The organism is Chryseobacterium soldanellicola (genome assembly GCF_900100115.1).
GTDB lineage: Bacteria > Bacteroidota > Bacteroidia > Flavobacteriales > Weeksellaceae > Chryseobacterium > Chryseobacterium soldanellicola.
Window position 1 is genome coordinate 1,020,848 of sequence record NZ_FNKL01000001.1, and the last position, 18,098, is coordinate 1,038,945.

Consider the following 18,098-nt stretch of genomic DNA (forward strand, 5'->3'; position numbering starts at 1 on the left):
TCAAGGTAACACGTTATGAAAAAAATTATAAATATTTTTTAGTTTACTGTTCTTTCTTACAGGATTAATTTCTTGTAATGGGCAGGAAAATAATAAAAATAAAAATGACAATAAGAGGCATGATCTTAATGAAAAAAAATCATTCCTAATCTATTTGATAAGAGATATTTTCATGGAAATTATTAATAAATCGAAAATGAATTTAACATGGTTTGGATTTTATTATAAGAAGACAAAAAAATATATTCAAACTGAAAATCCTTTTAATAAGAATAGTAATGTCGCAACAATTATTCATTGCACTAACGAATAGGATTTTAATAAAATTTGTGTATTGTTGAAAAGTAATCACAAAATTCTTTAAAATTGATATAAAAATTAAGAATAGATATAATATACCATCAAAGCAGAAAAGTACTAATGAAAAATAACACAGCACAACCAAAAAGTTGTGCTTTTTTCATAACTTTACTTAAATTTCAGGCTTTTGGCAAATCTTTACAAAAAAGACGCTCCATTTCAGGTTTTTATCTCGTTCAAAAAATATTTGGACGTGTTGGAACATATCCGCTATAATGACAGATTGGAGTACCGTGTCAATTATGCCGAATCACTGATCGAAAAAACAAAAAACTTTCAGGAGCTTCGAGATGGTTTTCAGGACCTGACCTTACTGGATAAATATGAAGACCTCATCAAACTTCTTTTGGCCGATCTTTTCCCGACCGGGCTTACCAACAATGAAATAAAAGCAGCCAGCATTCCGCTTTCAAATATTACATTTAATTATACCGAAAGGTTTAAAAATATTCTTAAAGATGCCGGAAAAGACTTTGAAATAGAACTCAGAAACATCAACGATGATGAATTTTATGTTTTCTGCTGCTGCCTTATTTTACAGGTTTATTTCAAAAGAGATATAAGAAGCACACTTCCCTTTTATTATGATATTCCGAATAAGCTCGGCATTATGAAGCATTATAAAATCACGGTAAATTCAGATTTTAGTGATATTTATCCCACTGAGGAAGCCCTGATTCCCGAAGATCGAATAATCGATATGCTTCTTGAAAATATGGATGACATCAAGTTGTGGAAGAAATATTTTCCCTCAAAATCCTGGATTCTGAGCGGTTTTACCATTATTTCCTTAGTCGATTGTACCTCTGAAGTCGCGCTGTCAGACCTTAAATCAAGCATGATACAGATCGATCCGGAAAACCTTACGCCTGATGAAAATCTAGAAGAAGTTCTTAAATCTTATTTTGATGTCGCTGAGCTCAAGTTTGGATTAATGCTTTTCAATAAAAAAGAAAAAAGACTTGAAAAAGTTCCAATTTATGAAAACGTATTTACCAATCATATCCTTGATTTCTGGATCAATACTTTTGACGAGGAAGTGCAAAAAACAACCTTTGAAAATTTTAATTATAATTCAAAACCTATCGTTGTTTCAAATGTCAGCAACCTGGATGCGCATGTAAAAAATTTACCGTCTTTTGAGATTCTCATAGAAAATAATATTAATAGCTTTATGGTAATTCCTATCATGAAAGATAATGAATTGCTGGCTATTATTGAATTTACTTCGCCAATTCCCAATAGCTTCAATGGTTTAAAGCTGAAAAAGCTTGAGTTTTTTGCAGACATGATTTTGTTCTCACTGAGCAGATTCACTTTTGAGCGAAACAATCAGATTGAAGCCATTATTCAACGTGAATATACAACGATTCATGACAGTGTCATCTGGAAATTCAGAAGTGAAGCGGAAAGATATTTCAATGCTTCATTGGCGAAAAAAATTTACACCTTAAAACAGATTTCGTTTAAAAATTTAACGCCTTTATTTGGTTTTTCCGATATTCGTTCGTCTTCGGAAAAACGTTATAATTTAATGCTTGAAGATCTGAATGAACAGATTGAAGCGCTTCATGAAATTTTTTCATTAATAAATTCAGATTCTGAGAAATATTTACTGGCTTTAGATATTTTTGAAAATGAATTAAACAACGAAATAAAAGCCGATACAGAACAGCGTCTCCAACGATTGTTAAGAGACGAAATTCATCCCTATTTACAGGGAAAACTAGAGCTTAAATCTACCAAAGAAATAAAAACCAAAATCAAAGATTATTTTGCTCAGGTAAGTCAAAATCATTTATTCTACAATCACAGAAGAAGCTTGGATGAATCCATAACCCTGATAAACAGGAAGTTAGCCGACATGTTGGATGAAGGCCAAATTGAAGCTCAACAGCTTTTTCCGCATTATTATGAAAGATTTAAATCTGACGGCGTGGAACATAATCTGTATATAGGATCGGCCATTGCCCCGGATTTGCATTACAGCTCAAAATTTGTTCATAAACTTAGGTATTGGCAGCTGAAAACTATCTGTAATATGGAACAGGAATTTCAGAGCTTTAAGAAAAATATGCCTATTTCTTTAGATATTGCTTCATTAATTTTCGTTTATAATGAAAAAATAGATATCCGTTTCCGAATGGATGAAAAACGTTTTGATGTAGACGGCGCCTTCAATTCTTATTATGAAATTATAAAAAAGAGACTGGATAAAGCCCATATTAAAGGCTCTTCAGAAAGAATAACATGCCCGGGAAAAATTACAATTGTCTATTTCGGCATGGAAAATCAAAAAGAATATCTCGATTATGTTGCAAAGCTTCAGAAAAAAAACATCCTTGAAAATGATATCGAATTTTTAAAAGTCGAAGATTTGCAAGGAATTACAGGGCTTCTTGCGCTGAGAGTTTCTATCACCCAACATCAGGAAATACAATAACTCGGATTTCAATCATCCGTAAAATTCAAATAATTTTCTACGTTTAAGTTAAATTTATAAAGAAAGAAAAGCATATCCGAAAGATAATACGGAAATAATAATTCCTGCCATAAAAATCTTATATGTTATCGACAAAAGCCTGTATTTTCTATCTAAAACTTTTCCTAAATAGTATAAATCTTTCACCATTGAATCATAAATATAATCTCTGTCTTTGATTAAATCTTTCATCGCATTGTTATAATCATCGAAAATCATTCTATTAAAATTACCGAAGAATAAAAGATTTACTTTTCTGTCGGCAACATCCTGATTCGTAAACTTAGCTTTTGTTACATTTGGCTTTGTTGATAAAATTGCAAAAATAATCGTTAAAACACTCGATAAAAGCAATACAAAACTCGGAATGATAAGGTGGGAATTTTTCGGAGTATCCAATTTTGGAACCAAAACAGAAAGACAAACCGAAATAATAATCGCATTGACGGAAAGTAAAATATTCGCTTTACTGTCGGCTATATCACTCAATCTTGTATGATTATTCAACGTCACTCTGAACAGTGTATCAACACTTCTGTCGGGCTTAGAATCTTTTATTTCTTTTGTTTCCTTCTTTTCAGAATTTTCTTTTTTCCCTTCTTCTTTTTCTAGCTTTTTCTCAATTTTCTTAATATTTTTCTTTTTTAAAGGTTCCCAATTTTCTTTAGCATACTCTGTATAAAAGGTATGCTTATTTTTCAGCATTTCAAGATTGCCTTCATTCCATTCATCATTAGAAAAACACCTTACATTGGTAAGTTCCCATTCTTTTCTCAAAGCATCAGAAATATCATTGTAATCATGGCTCGCAAAGTGGCTGCAGTCCGCATCTTTTACAATTTTTTCTAAAAGATTTTGAGGTTCATATGTTATTTTTGTCGCTAAAATCAATTGCGCAACGGCATCAATATAATCTTCAGAATAATTTTCATTTTGTAGAAAATTTTTCATGATCTTAACACCTTCTTCTTCATGATTTTCTGCGCATTCTATATATCCTGTATCATGAAACCAAAGAGCAAGCAACACTTTTTCCTGATCTTCTTTAGATACAGGCGTGTTTCTCATAATCTCGTCAGCTTTATTAACTGTATACGTAGTATGAATAAAATTATGATAAAAATATACCGAAGATAGCTTATCTTTGAATAAGATTTCAACATAATCTTTCGCTTTTTGTAAAATATCCATACCTGAATTTTTGTTAATGTAAATTTATGAATTTATCCTTGAAAACACATCTAAAAAGATTTTCGGTTCCAATAAAATTTTTACTGGTTCCCGGACTTTTATATTCTTGTGCAACCTATAACGTAAAAAAAGGAAAAAACTTATTTGAAGTAAAAAATTCTGATATAAAATCTGAAAATGACTTTAAAATTTTCTTAATCGGTGATGCAGGAAATCCAAACGAACCGCAGTCTAGGCAAACTTTAAATTTACTTAAAAACAAGCTTGATTCCGCTGATCAAAACTCCATGCTTATTTTTCTGGGAGATAATATTTATCCTTCAGGAATGCCAAAAGAAAAAACTGAAGGCTACGTCTCCGCGAAAGAAAAACTGGAAGAACAGTTGAAAATAGCCCAAAATTTCAAAGGAAAAACATTGGTTATTCCTGGAAATCATGATTGGTATAATGGTTTGGACGGCTTAAAAGCGCAGGAAGAATTTGTTAAAAATTATTTAGACGATAAAAAAGGATTTCTTCCAAAAAATTCATGCCCGATTGATGATGTAAACCTTACGAAAGACATCAAATTAATTGTCATTGACTCTGAATGGGCGTTAGTAAACTGGGACGACTACCCCGGAGTCAATAAGAACTGCACCATTAAAACCCGCGAAGATTTTTTCACTGAATTTAAAGATTTGATTAATAAAAATCAGGGCAAGAAAATTATCGTCGCATTACATCATCCTATCATAAGCAGTGGTGTGCATGCAGGTTTTAACTCTGCAAAAGCCCAGCTTTTTCCATTAAAGAGTAAAATACCCGTTCCTGGAGTCGCAAGCCTGGTGAATGTATTGAGAACCTCATCCGGGGCAAGTCTGGAAGATATAAACAATAAACATTACGCAGATTTTGCGAACAGGCTAAAAAGTATCGTCCAGGATAAAGAAAATATCATTTTTGTTTCAGGGCACGATCACAACCTGCAATATCACGAAGAAAGAAATATCAGACAAATTATCAGTGGTGCGGGCTCCAAGGTTGATCCTTCTGCCATTGCTCAGAAAAGTGATTTTTCATACGGTGGAAGTGGTTTTGCCGTTTTAAATCTGAGAAAAGATCAAAGCACTGATGTTGAATATTTTTCTACAAAAGACAATAAACTCGAAAAATTGACACAAATTTCCGTAACATCAAAGCCGGATGTATTTGTGAATAATTTTCCGAAATCGTTACCAACTACAGTCTCATCTACAATTTATCCTAAAAAACTGACAGAAAAGGGAAAAATTTACAGATGGCTTTGGGGTGAGCATTACAGAAAATATTACGGAATGCCGATCGAAGCTCCGACAGCCAATATTTCTGAACTTGACGGCGGCTACACTCCATTTCGGGAAGGTGGTGGAAATCAATCAAATAGTTTACGCTTAAAATCTCAAAACGGGCAGGAATTTGTCATGAGAGGCGTGAAAAAAAGTGCCGTTCGTTTCCTTAACAATATGGCTTTTAAGAAAAGTACATTTGGCAATGAATTAAATAATACATTCCCGGAAAGATTTTTATTAGATTTTTATACTACCAATCATCCGTTTACTCCATTTTCAGTAAATAATCTAGCTGATAAAGTAAATATTTTTCACAGCAACCCAAGGTTATTTTATATTCCGAAACAATATGGATTGGGAGAATACAATTCTACCTACGGTGATGAAATGTACATGATCGAAGAACGTTTTTCTGCAGATCCGAAAACATTACAAGCCCTTGATAATGCAAAAGATATTGTTTCTACGGATGATGTTTTGAAAAATTTTACAAAAAATTACACATATTCTGTAGACAGAGAATCATATATCAGAGCAAGAATTTTTGATATGCTGATTGGCGACTGGGACCGGCATTCAGATCAATGGAAATGGGCAGAATATGAAGATGGCAACAAGACAATTTACAAGCCAATCCCAAGAGACAGAGATCAGGCTTTCAGCAAATATGACGGTGCTGCATTTAAAATTATTATGAATATTCCCGCAATCCGTCACATGAAAACCTTTAAAGATGATATTAAAAACGTCAAATGGCTGGCAATGGAACCTTATCCTCTGGATCTGGTTTTCCTAAAAGAGTCAACTGAAGAAGAATGGATCGCACAGGCAAAATATATTCAGGAGCATTTGACGGACCAAGATATTGATGAAGCTTTCAACAATATTCCGAAAGAAGTAAAAGATGAAACAATTGCTGACATCCAACGAAAATTAAAAGCCAGAAAAACAAAATTACAAGAATATGCTGTAAGATATTATGACGTTTTGCAGGAAAAAGTTCCGTTAGCAGGAACCGTAAATCCAGATAAGTTTGTCATTACAAAAAACGGAAATACAGTTAATGTAAAGCAATATAAATTAGATAAAAATAAAGAAAATCCTGAGCTGGTTTTTGAAAAAACTTATGACGATTCAAAAACAAAAGAGCTTTGGGTATACGGGCTTGAAGACGATGATATTTATGAAGTTTCCGGTAATGGAAGACCAAAAATGAATATCCGTCTTGTGGGTGGTTATAATAATGACACGTACAATGTTGCCAATGGAAGCAAGATAAAAATTTATGATTTTAAATCTCAAAAAAACACCTACAATACCAAAGGGGCAACGAAAAATATTTCAGACGATTATGATATCAATACATACAATTATAAGCATCCGAAATACAGCTATTTTGCGGGATACCCGAACGCCGATTATAATCCTGATGATGGGGTAATTATTGGGGTTTTGGCGAATTATACCGTTAATAATTTCATAAGAGCACCTTACACTCAAAAACATAGCTTAAAAGCGAATTTTTATACGGCAACCGGTGGATTTAATTTAGTTTATAAAGGGATTTTCAAGAAAGCGATCTCAGGCTGGGATTTTAATCTGGATGCTTCGTACACAACGCCGCGTTTTGCAGAAAATTTCTTCGGATTATCCAATGAAAGTTTTTACGATAAAGAGCTTGTAGAAAGAGAATATAACAGAGCAAGAATTTCAAAGTTCTATTTTGCACCGGCGATTTCCAGGAAAAGCTGGATGAATTTAGAAAATAAATTACAGCTGACTTTTGAAAATAATAAAGTTCAGAGAAAAGGAAACCGTTTTGTAGATATTTCTCCTGATGTAAGACCGGAAGTATTCGATAATCAGCAATTTGCAGGAGCCAACTATACTTTTAGCTTTAAAAATTTAGACAACAACGCTTTTCCGACTTTGGGAATGGAATTTATGTTAAAAGCTGATTGGAAAGCTAACCTTTCAAATTTTGACAAGAATTTTTTAACCTTAAACGGAAGACTTACAATTGATCATAGAATTGATAAAAAAGGAAACTTTGTTTTTGCCAATTCAAGCAATGTAATGTGGATCAACAATAACAATTTTGAATTTTACCAGGCGGCAAGCATTGGCGGAAATAATGGAATGAGGGCTTTCAGAAATGACAGATTCTCAGGAAAATCTTACTTTACAAATAACTCTGAAGTGCGTTGGGATTTCGGAAGAGTGAGAAATAATATTGTTCCTGCCAATATGGGAGTTTTGGTTGGCTATGATTTCGGAAGAGTCTGGAATGATGGCGAAAATTCCCAGAAATGGCATCAGTCTGTAGGAGCGGGATTTTGGCTAAGCATTGTGGAAATGTTTTCTGCAAGAGTCAATTATTTCTATGGAACAGATGGCGGAAGGCTTTCTGCCGGCGTAGGAATGACGTTTTAATTAAATTTAAAATTAACTATAAATAAAAAACCGCAGAAAAATTTTCTGCGGTTTTTTATTTTATATTGCTCAATCAGAAAGAAAATTTATACACATTTCCTCCCGTACTTTTATCTTTTTCATCAGCGATCAGTAATGTTTTATCATCAAGAAAAACAACCGCTTCTTTTTGAGAATTATGGTTTAGTGATATTTTCTGAATTTTAGCATCTTTAAAATCATTTGCTGTAAATCCTGAAAGAACGTGGATATTTTTATGAGTCAGCAATACAATTTTGTCTTTTGTGCTGTTTATAGTCGCAGAAGTAATTGCAGCATCACTGTAACTTCCCTGAAGCTTCAGTTTTCCGATCAGTTTTGCCTCAAAATCACCCTCTTTATTAGGAATCTGGAACACTAAAAAAGTACCGTCGAAACCTTTGCTTCTGTTTTTTGTGAAAAGGTAAAAATTTCCATTCATTTCTACAAAAGCTTCACAATCATATAGCCAATGCGATTTTTTTGGCGGGAATTCTGTCTGGCCTTCATAATGATATTTTGTCGTCTGAATTACATTAGCCGTCTTTTGAGAAGCATCTTTTAAGTCTAATTTTAAAATGGCAAGATTCTGTCGGTCATTATCATTATTTCCAAAATCACCGAGATAAATATTCCCTTGAGAATCTGCTGTAATATCTTCCCAGTCATTATTTTCAGCATTTGCGACAAGCACATCGGAAACCAGTTTTCCCGAGTTATCCAAGCCATAAACCACATTTTTATTTCCCTGATCTTCAATCGCCCAAATCGTTTTTTTATCCTGAGACAAAGCTATTCCTGAAACTTCTTTGAGTTTTTTAGGTAAAGAAAATTCTACTTTTAAAGTATCTTCTTTTGATTCACTTTGAGTTTTCGGATTGCATCCCATCAATAAAAGTGATGCTGCTGCACAAAAAATATTCATTTTCATTGGTTATTATTTATTAGTTTAGCTTTTTCCCAAAGTACATCCATTTCTTCTAAAGACATATCTGCAAGCTTTAAATTTTCATCAGAGGCCAAATTTTCCATTTTCTGGAATCTTGAAATAAATTTCAAATTGGTTCTTTCCAATGCTGAATCAGGATTAATTCCTAAAATTCTTGCATAATTGATTAACGAAAAAAATACATCTCCCAGTTCCAGTTCTTTTTTATCCAAATCAGTTTCCGCATGGAATTCCTGAATTTCTTCATCCACTTTTTTCCAGGCATCTTCGGAATTATTAAATTCAAAACCAATTCCTTTTACTTTATCCTGAATTCTGTAGGCTTTCACCAAGCTCGGCAAACTTTTCGGAACACCACCCAAAATGGACTTATTTCCTTCCTTCAGCTTTAATTTTTCCCAATTTTGCTTTACTTCTTCTTCATTTTTCACTTCTACATCACCATAAATATGAGGGTGACGGAAAATTAATTTTTCATTCAAAGAATTAATAACATCTGCAATATCAAAACTTTCCTTTTCCGAACCAATTTTAGCATAAAAAACCAAATGAAGCAGAACATCACCCAATTCTTTCTTAATCTCCTGTAAATCACCCTGCAAAATGGCATCGGAAAGTTCATATGTTTCTTCAAGCGTCAAATGGCGAAGCGATTCCAACGTCTGTTTCTGATCCCACGGGCATTTTTCGCGCAAATCATCCATAATGTCTAATAATCTTCCGAAAGCTTCTAGTTTTTCCTGTCTGGTATTCATAAGTAATTGGGAATTCTAAGTAATACAAATTTAAGGTAAATCTTTATTAATATAATGTTCTTTTGTCTTGAAACAAAAGAACCAAAAGTTCAAGACTTGGAAACTTACGCTAAAAATAAATTCTGTTCTCTAAAAATTCTAAAACTCGTACGGATTTGCTCATGTTTATTCATTTCAAATTTTGTCCCGCACTCAAACAGTAGAATTTTCTTAACGTTCACATAATTTATTTTCTTAACGCTTCATTTTCCTATGTCGTTTTTAAATTATTGAAAACAAAAAACCTTGTCAAGAAAACTCTCAACAAGGCTTTATTTTTAAAATTAAATGGATGAATTATCCCATTTTTCTGTGTGTGCTTTTTGTAGCTGCTTTTGCGCCGGATGAAGCTTTCGCTTTCGGAGATGCAGGTTTATCAGCCTTTGGAGCTGCTTTTTTTGGAGCTTCCTTATCTGTTAAAGTCACTTCACCTGTTACAGGATCTAATGTTTCAGGCTCAGCCTTTACAAAGCTTTCCGGGGTAATATATCCTGCTTTTTGCAAAATATTGTACCATTGAGCTAATTTTTTGATATCAGAAGCATATACTCTTTCTGTATCGTAGTTTGGAAGAGATGCCGTCATGAATTCCTTCAGCTCGGCGTCAGAAGATTTGTGAGAAATCGTTTCCTTATAATCATGATTTTTAGCAATACTTTCAAAAACTTCAAACAAAGGAACTTCTTTATCAACCGTAAACATCGCGATATTGTCTAACAAACTCACCTGGCTTGAATTTCCAATGCTTACTTTTTTCTTGCTTGTAACATCTTCAATAATAAATCCGTTTCTTAATTGAGAAACTAATTTGTAAAGTCCTGGTTTTCCAGAAATTGAAATTATTTTTTCTAACAGCATAATTTTATTTTTTTAATTTCTGCAATCAGCTCGAAGCTTTTTGCTGTATATATTATTTTTTGTTTTTAATTAATTATTTCGGAAATCTCATTTTATAGCTAATGCTTACTTCACCCTGAGAGATTTTCGTTAATTTACCTTTCACCAGTTTTTTCTTTAAAGCACTTAAATGATCGGTAAACAGCGTTCCTTCGATATGATCATATTCATGTTGAATTACGCGGGCTCTAATATCGGAAAAAGTTTCCGTATGCTTAACGAAATTTTCATCATAATATTCGATAAGGATCGTACTTTTCCTTTTAACGTCTTCTCTTACGTCAGGAATTGAAAGGCATCCTTCGTTAAATTTCCACTCTTCACCGGATTCTTCAAGAATTTTAGCATTGATGAAAACTTTTTTAAAGTCGATCAATTCATCCTTAATATCCTCATAATCTTCATCTTCCGCAAGAGGTGATACGTCAATTATAAACAGACGGATATCAAGGCCGATTTGTGGTGCAGCCAATCCTATGCCATTTGCACTGTTCATGGTTTCAAACATATTATCTATCAACTCTTGTAAATCGGGATAATCTTTGTCTATTTCTTTGCCTACTTTTCTCAAAACAGGATCCCCAAAGGCTCTTATCGGTAAAATCATCTTGTTCTTTGTTCTAAAAAATTCTGCAATATGATGGTTGCACTTACTTTATCTATTAATCCTTTTTCTTGTCTTTGCTTTTTGTTTTTTCCGCTTTGGGAAATAAAAAACGAAGCCATTTTGGACGTAAATCTCTCATCTAAACGATGCACCTGAATAGCCGGAAACTCTTTTTTAAATATTTCTATAAATTTTAAAATATCGGTTTCCACTTCAGAAATATTTCCTCTTAAATCTACGGGAAGCCCCACCACTACTTCATCAACTTTGTTTTCGGTGAAATATTTTTTTAAAAATTCCATCAAAACGGGAGTCTGTACCGTATCAAGACCGCTCGCAATGATCTGCATATCATCTGTTGCAGCAATGCCACAACGCGCCTTTCCATAGTCTATTGCAATGATCTGTCCCATAAGTCTGCAAATTTAAGAAAAATTAGTCATTTTATCCGTAACACAGTTTTTTTTATAAATCATGTTTTATTCCATTATTTTTTTTATAATTTTAATCTTCCAAAACCGAAAAATATGAAGAAACTCATCCTCGTAAGACATGCAAAAAGCGACTGGCCGGAAGAAACCGAAGATTTCGACAGACCACTGGCGGACAAGGGGTTGCAGGACGCGATGAACATGTCCAGATTTTTAAAAAACAATGATATTTCGATTGATTATCTTGTGTCGAGCCCGGCGGTTCGCGCCTTGAATACGTGCAAAATTTTTAACCAGACCTATCAGCTTAATTTTATAACTGATGAAAAATTGTATAATCCCTCGGAAAGAAATTTTGAATCTGTAATTTACGACCTGGATGACAGCCATGATTCTGTAGCTTTTTTTTCACATAATAACGGAATTTCAAATTTTGCGAATTCCATTTCTGAAGATATTTTTCATTTTCCAACTTGCGGTGTGGCTGGTTTTGAAATAAACTGCGATTCTTGGGCTGAGTTTGATGGTGCCGAGAAAAAGCTTTTATTCTTTTATGAACCCGGAAAAATTTAAGCTATTATAAAAATTTATTATTGAATTATCTCTCATATCGAAATAGCGAGAATCTAAAGAATTTTTGCGGAATTGTTATATGTATGCGTAAAATTTAGCTAAATAAGTTTTAGCTAAAGCCAGTCTAGTCTGTAAATAAAAAAACGGGCTAAAGCCCGTTTCTATTGATAAAAGTGAATTTTATACGTTATGCAGTTGCTATTCAAAAATTTATTTTTCTTCTCAAATCAAGATCATCAAAATCAAAGCTAAAATCCGTGACATCAGAAATTGGTTTTAATTTTGCAGATTCTGCTTTTCCGTTTTCATCATAATTAAAAATAATGTAAGCATCGGCGTCATAGCTTCTGTCGTCCCATTTGATGATAAAAGAGTTATTTGAATATGGCAGCAAGTCACCTTTTAGCCTTGGGGAATTTTTGCAAGAAATTCTGTACAAATTTACCTGTTGAGAAATTTCTACATCACCAAACCAAATATCATTGTAAGTTCCTATGAATTGCTCTGCTTTGGGTTGAAGATTTTTTTCTTTTTTAAAAGCTTCAGATTTTGCAAAAGCTTCTTTCTTTTGCTTATTAAATCCTTCTTCCATTTTTGAAATTCTTTCACTGTAAGTTTTCAGCCAGTTTCTGTCAGCAATGCCCAGATAAGAATCTTTTATCGTATTTGTAATCGTGTTGAAAGCCGCCCCAGACTGTTGATTCGTGAGAACCACAATTCCTAATTTTATATCAGGAATCAGTGTAAACTGAGTGACAGTTCCTATTAAACCACCTGTATGCTGAATTTGTTTGTGACCTTTAACATCACTTAAAAACCAACCCATTCCGTATCCATAAAAACTCGTGTCATAAGGACTTTTCGGCGCTATTCCACTTGGAATCTGTAAACTCCAAAGCTGTTGGATACTTTTGTCCGAGACCAGTTTTTTACCGTCTTTCGTGGTGAAATTATTTAACAAAAATTCTGCCCACGTCGTCATGTCTTTAATGTTGCTCATAATTCCTCCGGCAGCGTTGGCGGTTTCGTTCCAGTCGTGAGGAACGGCGATTGCTTTTCCGTCTACAGGAGCGTGTGCATCGATTTTATTGGTCACAGCCTTTGCTCTGTTGTAGCTTCCGAAACTTGAGGTCATTCCGACAGGCTTCATAATTCTCTGTTCGATAAAATCTGCCCAGCTCAATCCCGAAATTCTATGAATCACTTCTCCCGCAATGATAAACATGATATTATTATAATCTAAGGTCGTTCTGAAAGGGTTTTCCGGTTTTAAATATCTCACATTGTGAACAATATCATTTACTGTCAAATTTCCGCCTTCAGGAAAGAACATCAAATCTCCTTGTCCCAAACCCAATCCTGCCCGGTGAGTCACCAAATCTTTAATCGTAACATTTTGAGAAACATACGGATCATACATTTGAAATTCAGGGATGTATTTTGAAACTTTATCGTCCCAATTCAATTTTCCTTCATCTGCTAAAATTGCTAATGCTGTACATGTAAAACCTTTTGAATTCGATGCAATTCCGACCAAAGTATTGTCGTCCATCGGTTGTTTTGTGGTTAAAGAACGTACGCCAAACCCTTTAGAATAAATTAATTTACCATCTTTGATAACTCCGACAGACATTCCCGGAACATCGAAAGTTTTCAAGGTATTCTGGATTAGCTCGTCCAGCTTTTTTTCTTCTACCTGCGCAAAAGAGATCAGAGAGAAAAGAATAAAGAACAAAGAAAAGTTATGCTTCATTATTTTAAAATTTATCAAATTTAGTAAATATTGGATGATACTAATTTTGTAATCGTTGAAAGTTTCTTTATTTTGGTTTAAACATTTTTAATTCAAATGAAAGAATTGGTTTATATTTTATTATTATTTTTTACTGTTATTTTCATTAATTCTCAATGTAAAACAAAGAATTCTCTCGGAATCTTGAAAAAATTTCTGATACGATGATTAAACCTTTTCTATATTTGCATTTTAATATAAACACTAAAGAATGACAACAAAAAAACGTCTTACCTTATTTTTATTTATGCTTAGTTTTAATTTTTATTTTTCGCAAGAAGTTGTAATTAAGGACGAAAAAGTTCTTCTTGACGGGAAACAGATTTTAAAAGCGGAAAAAATTAATGCCTTCCAGTATTCTTTCTTTACCATGAAGGATGATGACGAAATTTTGATGTGGAAATATATGGATAACGAAACTCCAAAATATATGGAAGATGATTATTTTATTCTGAATTTCTTAACTGAAAAAATAAAAGTAGAAACAACTGATATTTCGAAAATTGCCAACTTCATGAATTCAAGAAAAGGCATGGAAAAGCTGATAAAATGGTTAATAAAAGAAAGAGTGCTAAATCATGACGGAGAATTAAGTTCTGAACGTGTTGCCATTTTCAAAGAAAAATATGATGAAAATATTACTGAAAGAACTTTTAGATAATGACCAAAATCCTCCTCCTTTCCGATTCACATTCATATATTGATGACCGAATTTTAGAATATGCAAGACAAGCTGATGAAATTTGGCATTGCGGAGATTTCGGCAGTTTTGAGATCATTGAAACGCTTGAAAAAATTAAACCATTAAAAGGAGTTTACGGAAATATCGACAATGCAAAAATCCGTTCTGAATTCCCTGAAGTGAGCCGATTTTTCTGTGAAAATCTGGAAGTTTTAATGATTCATATTGGCGGTTATCCCGGAAAATATACCCCTTTAGCCAAACAGGAAATTTCTGAAAAAGCTCCGAAATTATTCATTTCAGGGCATTCACATATTTTGAAAGCGATGTTTGATCAGAAAAACAATTTGCTTCACCTTAATCCTGGAGCTTGTGGAAAACAGGGTTGGCATAAAGTAAGAACAATGATGCGTTTTGTGGTTGATGGTGAAGAAATTAAGGATCTGGAAATTATTGAATTAGGACCAAAAATTTAGCATAGATTTTTGTCATTTTGACGAAGAAAGAATCTCTAGAATTAAAAAATAGATTCACTCTATTTCGTTTCATTCAGAATGGCAAAATCGATTAAATATATTATTGAAATTGCTTCGTTGGTGTGATCCTCACAATGACGAAACTTAAAAATTATTATGAAGATAGGCGATAAAGTTTCTGTAGTAGATGAAGATTTAAGCGGAGTTGTAACTTCGGTGAACGCAAATATTGTGGTTTTTAAAGACGAATATGGCTTTACCTATCAATATCCGAAAGAGAAACTTGTTCCGAAAAATGCCGATCTTTATGAAAATATTAAAGTTGTAAAAAAAGCAGAGCCCAGAAAAAATATTTCTAAAAAGCATCAGAAAAATCAGTTGGTTCTGGATCTTCATTTTCATAATTTAGTTAAAAATCCTAATGATTATGACAGTTTTGAAAGGCTTTTCATTCAAAAGGAAAAATTACTGGAAGTCATTGCGTTTTGCAGAAAAAATAATCTAAAAAGACTGGAAATCGTTCACGGAATTGGTGACGGCGTCCTTCAGAGAATGGTTTTGGACGTTTTGGAAAGCCAAAGTAATCTCGATTTTTATAATAAGGACATACTTCATCATCAATCGGGTGCGGTAATGGTAGAATTTCACTAAATTTGCAGGAATTGAAATATGAACGTACTTAATTTACTTTTTACCAAAGACGGATTAATCTACCAAATTGCCAAAAACAAGAGCATTTTGGAGGAAAAGTCTTATTTCGTTGATGAAGAGACTCCGGAAAATTTTATTGCCGATCAACTTGATAAAGTGCTGATCAAACAACGTTTTGACGAAATCCATATTATATCGGCTCTTAATCATTTTACGTTGATGCCTGAAGGATTTTCAGAGCATGAAGGCGGATATAATCTGATCGCTTACAACGCCCATGTAGACAAGGAAAATGAAGAATTGATGCTTTCTGTCAATAAAAAATTCAACGTTCAGTTTTATTATACTTTTCCGAAGAATTTTTACAGAAAAATTAAAGATCTGGCTATTCCCACCCATTTTAATTTTTCGGGGGAGAAGTTTTTAAATTCAATTAATAATAAAAACAATAAGGAAATTCACATCAATCTTTATCATAATCAATGTGAATTTTTTGCTATCGATAATAAAAAAATCATCTTATATAATAATCTGGATGTCAATTCGGAAGTAGATTTTCTTTATTTTGTCATGTTTACGTTAAGCAAAATCGGCTTTAGCATCAACGAAACAAATTTCTTCGCTTATGGTGAAACGACGGAAAATGAAACCTTTATTTCAGAATTACAGAAATTCGTAAAGAATCTGAAAATTGTATTTGATAATCTTCCCAACAAAAACTTTATACTTAATTAAGGGATAAAGATTTAGAAACAGGGCTTAGTTTTAAAATCCCTAATTCCTAAACCCTAATTCCTAAACCCTAAAAAAATATGTACAGAATAATAGCCGGAAAATGGAAAGCGAAAAAAATTGCTGCTCCGAAAAATTTTGACGTAAGACCTACGACAGATTTTGCAAAGGAAGCCCTGTTCAGTATTTTGGAAAATAAATACGATATGCAGTCGATTTCCGTGCTGGATCTTTTTGCAGGAATTGGTTCTATCACTTTTGAATTTGCTTCAAGAGGCTGTAAGGACATTACTTCCGTGGAAATGAATCCAAAACATACCAGTTTTCTGAATTCTACGGCTTCTGAGCTGGGATTTAGTCTGAATGTAAGTGTTCAGCGGGGTGATGTTTTCGACTGGCTGAAAAAATTCAGGAATAAAAAATCTTTTGAAATTGTATTTTCCGATGCGCCTTTTGAAACAGAAGAAAAAAAATATTATGAACTTCTTTCCTTAGTTTTAAATAATAAATACCTGAAACCCAACGGAGTTCTCATCGTGGAACATCAAAGCCGAATGAAATTTGATCATCCGAATTTACTCGATACCAGAAAATACGGAAACGTAAGCTTCAGTTTTTTTGAACCGAATAAAGATGAAGAAAAAGAAGAAATCACCGGCCAGGAAATTTAATTCCTGGTTATTTTTTTGGATGTATCGACCGCTTCCTGTCCCCATTTTGCAATTTCGTTTAAAACTGGCAAAAGCGTCTTCCCAAAGTCCGTTAAGGTATATTCTACCATCAACGGGGGCTTTTTTGTATATACTTTTCTGTTAATAATATTATCCTCTTCCAATTGTTTTAATTGAAGACTTAATGTTCTTTCTGTAATTGTCGGAATTAATTTTCTTAATTCGTTATATCTTTTTGCCCCGTCTACAAGGTAATACAGGATCACCGCTTTCCATTTTCCGCCAATAAATCTCATGGTAACTGTCGTGCAGCAAGGATATTCTTTGTTGTCTATCGTGTACATTTTAATACTATCATTTTTTACCGTTATTGCAAAGTTAATAAACTTAAATTAATTTTGTAACTATAAAAATGATAGTATAAAATATTATGAACTTTCTAGAAAAAATGAAAATGAGATATACCGTAAAAAAGTATAATCCTCAAGGAAAAATCAGTGAAGAACAGGTACAACAGCTTAAAGAAATTTTAAATTTAAGTCCGTCATCCATCAACAGCCAACCCTGGAATTTTGTGTTTATTAATAATCCGGACACGAAGGCAAAATTGTCAGAGTTTTCTTATTTCAACAAAGAAAAAGTGTTGGATAGTAATTATGTCATCGTCTTTCAGGTGATCAAAAATCCGGAATATTTCGAAAAACAGATTGAAGAAAACCTCCCTGAAGGATCTGTGAATTATTACAAAACTTTCGTGAAGCCTAAAGGCGAAGAAGCCATAAAATCATGGTTAAGACATCAGGTCTATCTCTCATTGGGCGTTTTATTGTCCGCATGTGCCGATATGGGAATCGATTCTACACCGATGGAAGGAATTGAAACAGATAAATACGACTGGATTTTGAAAAATGAATCTTATGAAACTCTGTTTGCGGTAGCAATAGGTGAGAAATCTGAGGAAGATACTAATCAACCGAAGATTAATCCTAAGAAAAGATTAAAAGTTGAAAAAATAATCCTTGAAGCATAAGACAAAAGACTCAGAAATG

The 18,098-nt window shown here is 33.2% G+C and carries 17 protein-coding genes; 9 read left to right on the plus strand and 8 right to left on the minus strand.

Annotated elements, in window-relative coordinates; all coding sequences use genetic code 11:
* Positions 1–487 precede the first annotated feature (487 nt).
* Complete coding sequence (locus BLT04_RS04465) at positions 488–2,803, plus strand: GAF domain-containing protein (RefSeq protein WP_089754047.1); 2,316 nt, start codon at positions 488–490, stop codon at positions 2,801–2,803.
* Between the two features lie 54 nt (positions 2,804–2,857).
* On the opposite strand, the gene BLT04_RS04470 is transcribed toward BLT04_RS04465, so the two are convergent.
* Positions 2,858–4,033: a Pycsar system effector family protein gene (locus BLT04_RS04470; protein WP_089754048.1), complete on the minus strand. Its 1,176-nt coding sequence runs from the start codon at positions 4,031–4,033 to the stop codon at positions 2,858–2,860.
* A 38-nt stretch (positions 4,034–4,071) separates the two neighbouring features.
* Between BLT04_RS04470 and BLT04_RS04475 the strand changes: the two genes are divergently transcribed.
* Complete coding sequence (locus BLT04_RS04475; RefSeq protein ID WP_228421903.1) at positions 4,072–7,776, plus strand: metallophosphoesterase; 3,705 nt, start codon at positions 4,072–4,074, stop codon at positions 7,774–7,776.
* A 73-nt stretch (positions 7,777–7,849) separates the two neighbouring features.
* Here BLT04_RS04475 and BLT04_RS04480 read toward each other — a convergent pair whose 3' ends face one another.
* From BLT04_RS04480 to ruvX, 5 genes are all read right to left on the minus strand, one after another.
* Entirely contained in the window at positions 7,850–8,725 is an 876-nt protein-coding gene (locus BLT04_RS04480; RefSeq protein WP_228421904.1) for a hypothetical protein, read from the minus strand.
* A complete protein-coding gene (gene mazG / locus BLT04_RS04485) occupies positions 8,722–9,498 on the minus strand; it encodes a nucleoside triphosphate pyrophosphohydrolase (protein ID WP_089754052.1) in 777 nt (258 codons plus the stop codon). The genes BLT04_RS04480 and mazG overlap by 4 nt, the downstream gene beginning before the upstream one ends.
* A gap of 336 nt (positions 9,499–9,834) precedes the next feature.
* Positions 9,835–10,395, minus strand: a complete 561-nt coding sequence (locus tag BLT04_RS04490) for a DUF5606 family protein (protein WP_089754054.1) — start codon at positions 10,393–10,395, stop codon at positions 9,835–9,837.
* A gap of 73 nt (positions 10,396–10,468) precedes the next feature.
* The gene (gene def, locus BLT04_RS04495; protein ID WP_089754055.1) at positions 10,469–11,041 is read right to left on the minus strand and encodes a peptide deformylase; all 573 of its coding nucleotides are present in this window, start codon (positions 11,039–11,041) and stop codon (positions 10,469–10,471) included.
* Complete coding sequence (gene ruvX, locus BLT04_RS04500) at positions 11,038–11,454, minus strand: Holliday junction resolvase RuvX (protein ID WP_089754057.1); 417 nt, start codon at positions 11,452–11,454, stop codon at positions 11,038–11,040. Before ruvX ends, def begins: the two co-directional genes overlap by 4 nt.
* Before the next feature lie 114 nt (positions 11,455–11,568).
* Between ruvX and BLT04_RS04505 the strand changes: the two genes are divergently transcribed.
* A complete protein-coding gene (locus tag BLT04_RS04505) occupies positions 11,569–12,045 on the plus strand; it encodes a SixA phosphatase family protein (protein WP_089754059.1) in 477 nt (158 codons plus the stop codon).
* Positions 12,046–12,247: 202 nt separating this feature from the next.
* Here the strand turns inward: BLT04_RS04505 and BLT04_RS04510 are convergent, their stop codons facing one another.
* Complete coding sequence (locus BLT04_RS04510; RefSeq protein WP_089754061.1) at positions 12,248–13,798, minus strand: serine hydrolase; 1,551 nt, start codon at positions 13,796–13,798, stop codon at positions 12,248–12,250.
* A 250-nt stretch (positions 13,799–14,048) separates the two neighbouring features.
* Here BLT04_RS04510 and BLT04_RS04515 point away from each other — a divergent pair, with 250 nt between their 5' ends.
* The 5 genes from BLT04_RS04515 to BLT04_RS04535 all read left to right on the plus strand — a co-directional run bounded on the left by BLT04_RS04515 (position 14,049) and on the right by BLT04_RS04535 (position 17,049).
* Entirely contained in the window at positions 14,049–14,498 is a 450-nt protein-coding gene (locus BLT04_RS04515; RefSeq protein ID WP_089754063.1) for a hypothetical protein, read from the plus strand.
* Positions 14,498–14,995 (plus strand): metallophosphoesterase family protein, encoded by a 498-nt coding sequence (locus tag BLT04_RS04520; RefSeq protein WP_089754064.1) that lies wholly within the window; start codon positions 14,498–14,500, stop codon positions 14,993–14,995. Before BLT04_RS04515 ends, BLT04_RS04520 begins: the two co-directional genes overlap by 1 nt.
* A 156-nt stretch (positions 14,996–15,151) precedes the next feature.
* Complete coding sequence (locus tag BLT04_RS04525; protein WP_089754066.1) at positions 15,152–15,646, plus strand: Smr/MutS family protein; 495 nt, start codon at positions 15,152–15,154, stop codon at positions 15,644–15,646.
* An 18-nt stretch (positions 15,647–15,664) separates the two neighbouring features.
* Entirely contained in the window at positions 15,665–16,381 is a 717-nt protein-coding gene (locus tag BLT04_RS04530; RefSeq protein ID WP_089754068.1) for a DUF3822 family protein, read from the plus strand.
* Between the two features lie 77 nt (positions 16,382–16,458).
* Positions 16,459–17,049 carry an RsmD family RNA methyltransferase gene (locus BLT04_RS04535; RefSeq protein WP_089754070.1) on the plus strand — a complete coding sequence of 197 codons (591 nt, stop codon included), beginning with the start codon at positions 16,459–16,461 and terminating at the stop codon, positions 17,047–17,049.
* Here BLT04_RS04535 and BLT04_RS04540 read toward each other — a convergent pair.
* Positions 17,046–17,393 carry a winged helix-turn-helix transcriptional regulator gene (locus tag BLT04_RS04540; protein ID WP_089754072.1) on the minus strand — a complete coding sequence of 116 codons (348 nt, stop codon included), beginning with the start codon at positions 17,391–17,393 and terminating at the stop codon, positions 17,046–17,048. The genes BLT04_RS04535 and BLT04_RS04540 overlap by 4 nt on opposite strands.
* Positions 17,394–17,479: 86 nt before the next feature.
* Here BLT04_RS04540 and BLT04_RS04545 point away from each other — a divergent pair, with 86 nt between their 5' ends.
* Complete coding sequence (locus BLT04_RS04545; protein ID WP_089754074.1) at positions 17,480–18,079, plus strand: nitroreductase family protein; 600 nt, start codon at positions 17,480–17,482, stop codon at positions 18,077–18,079.
* The last annotated feature ends 19 nt before the right edge of the window (positions 18,080–18,098 follow it).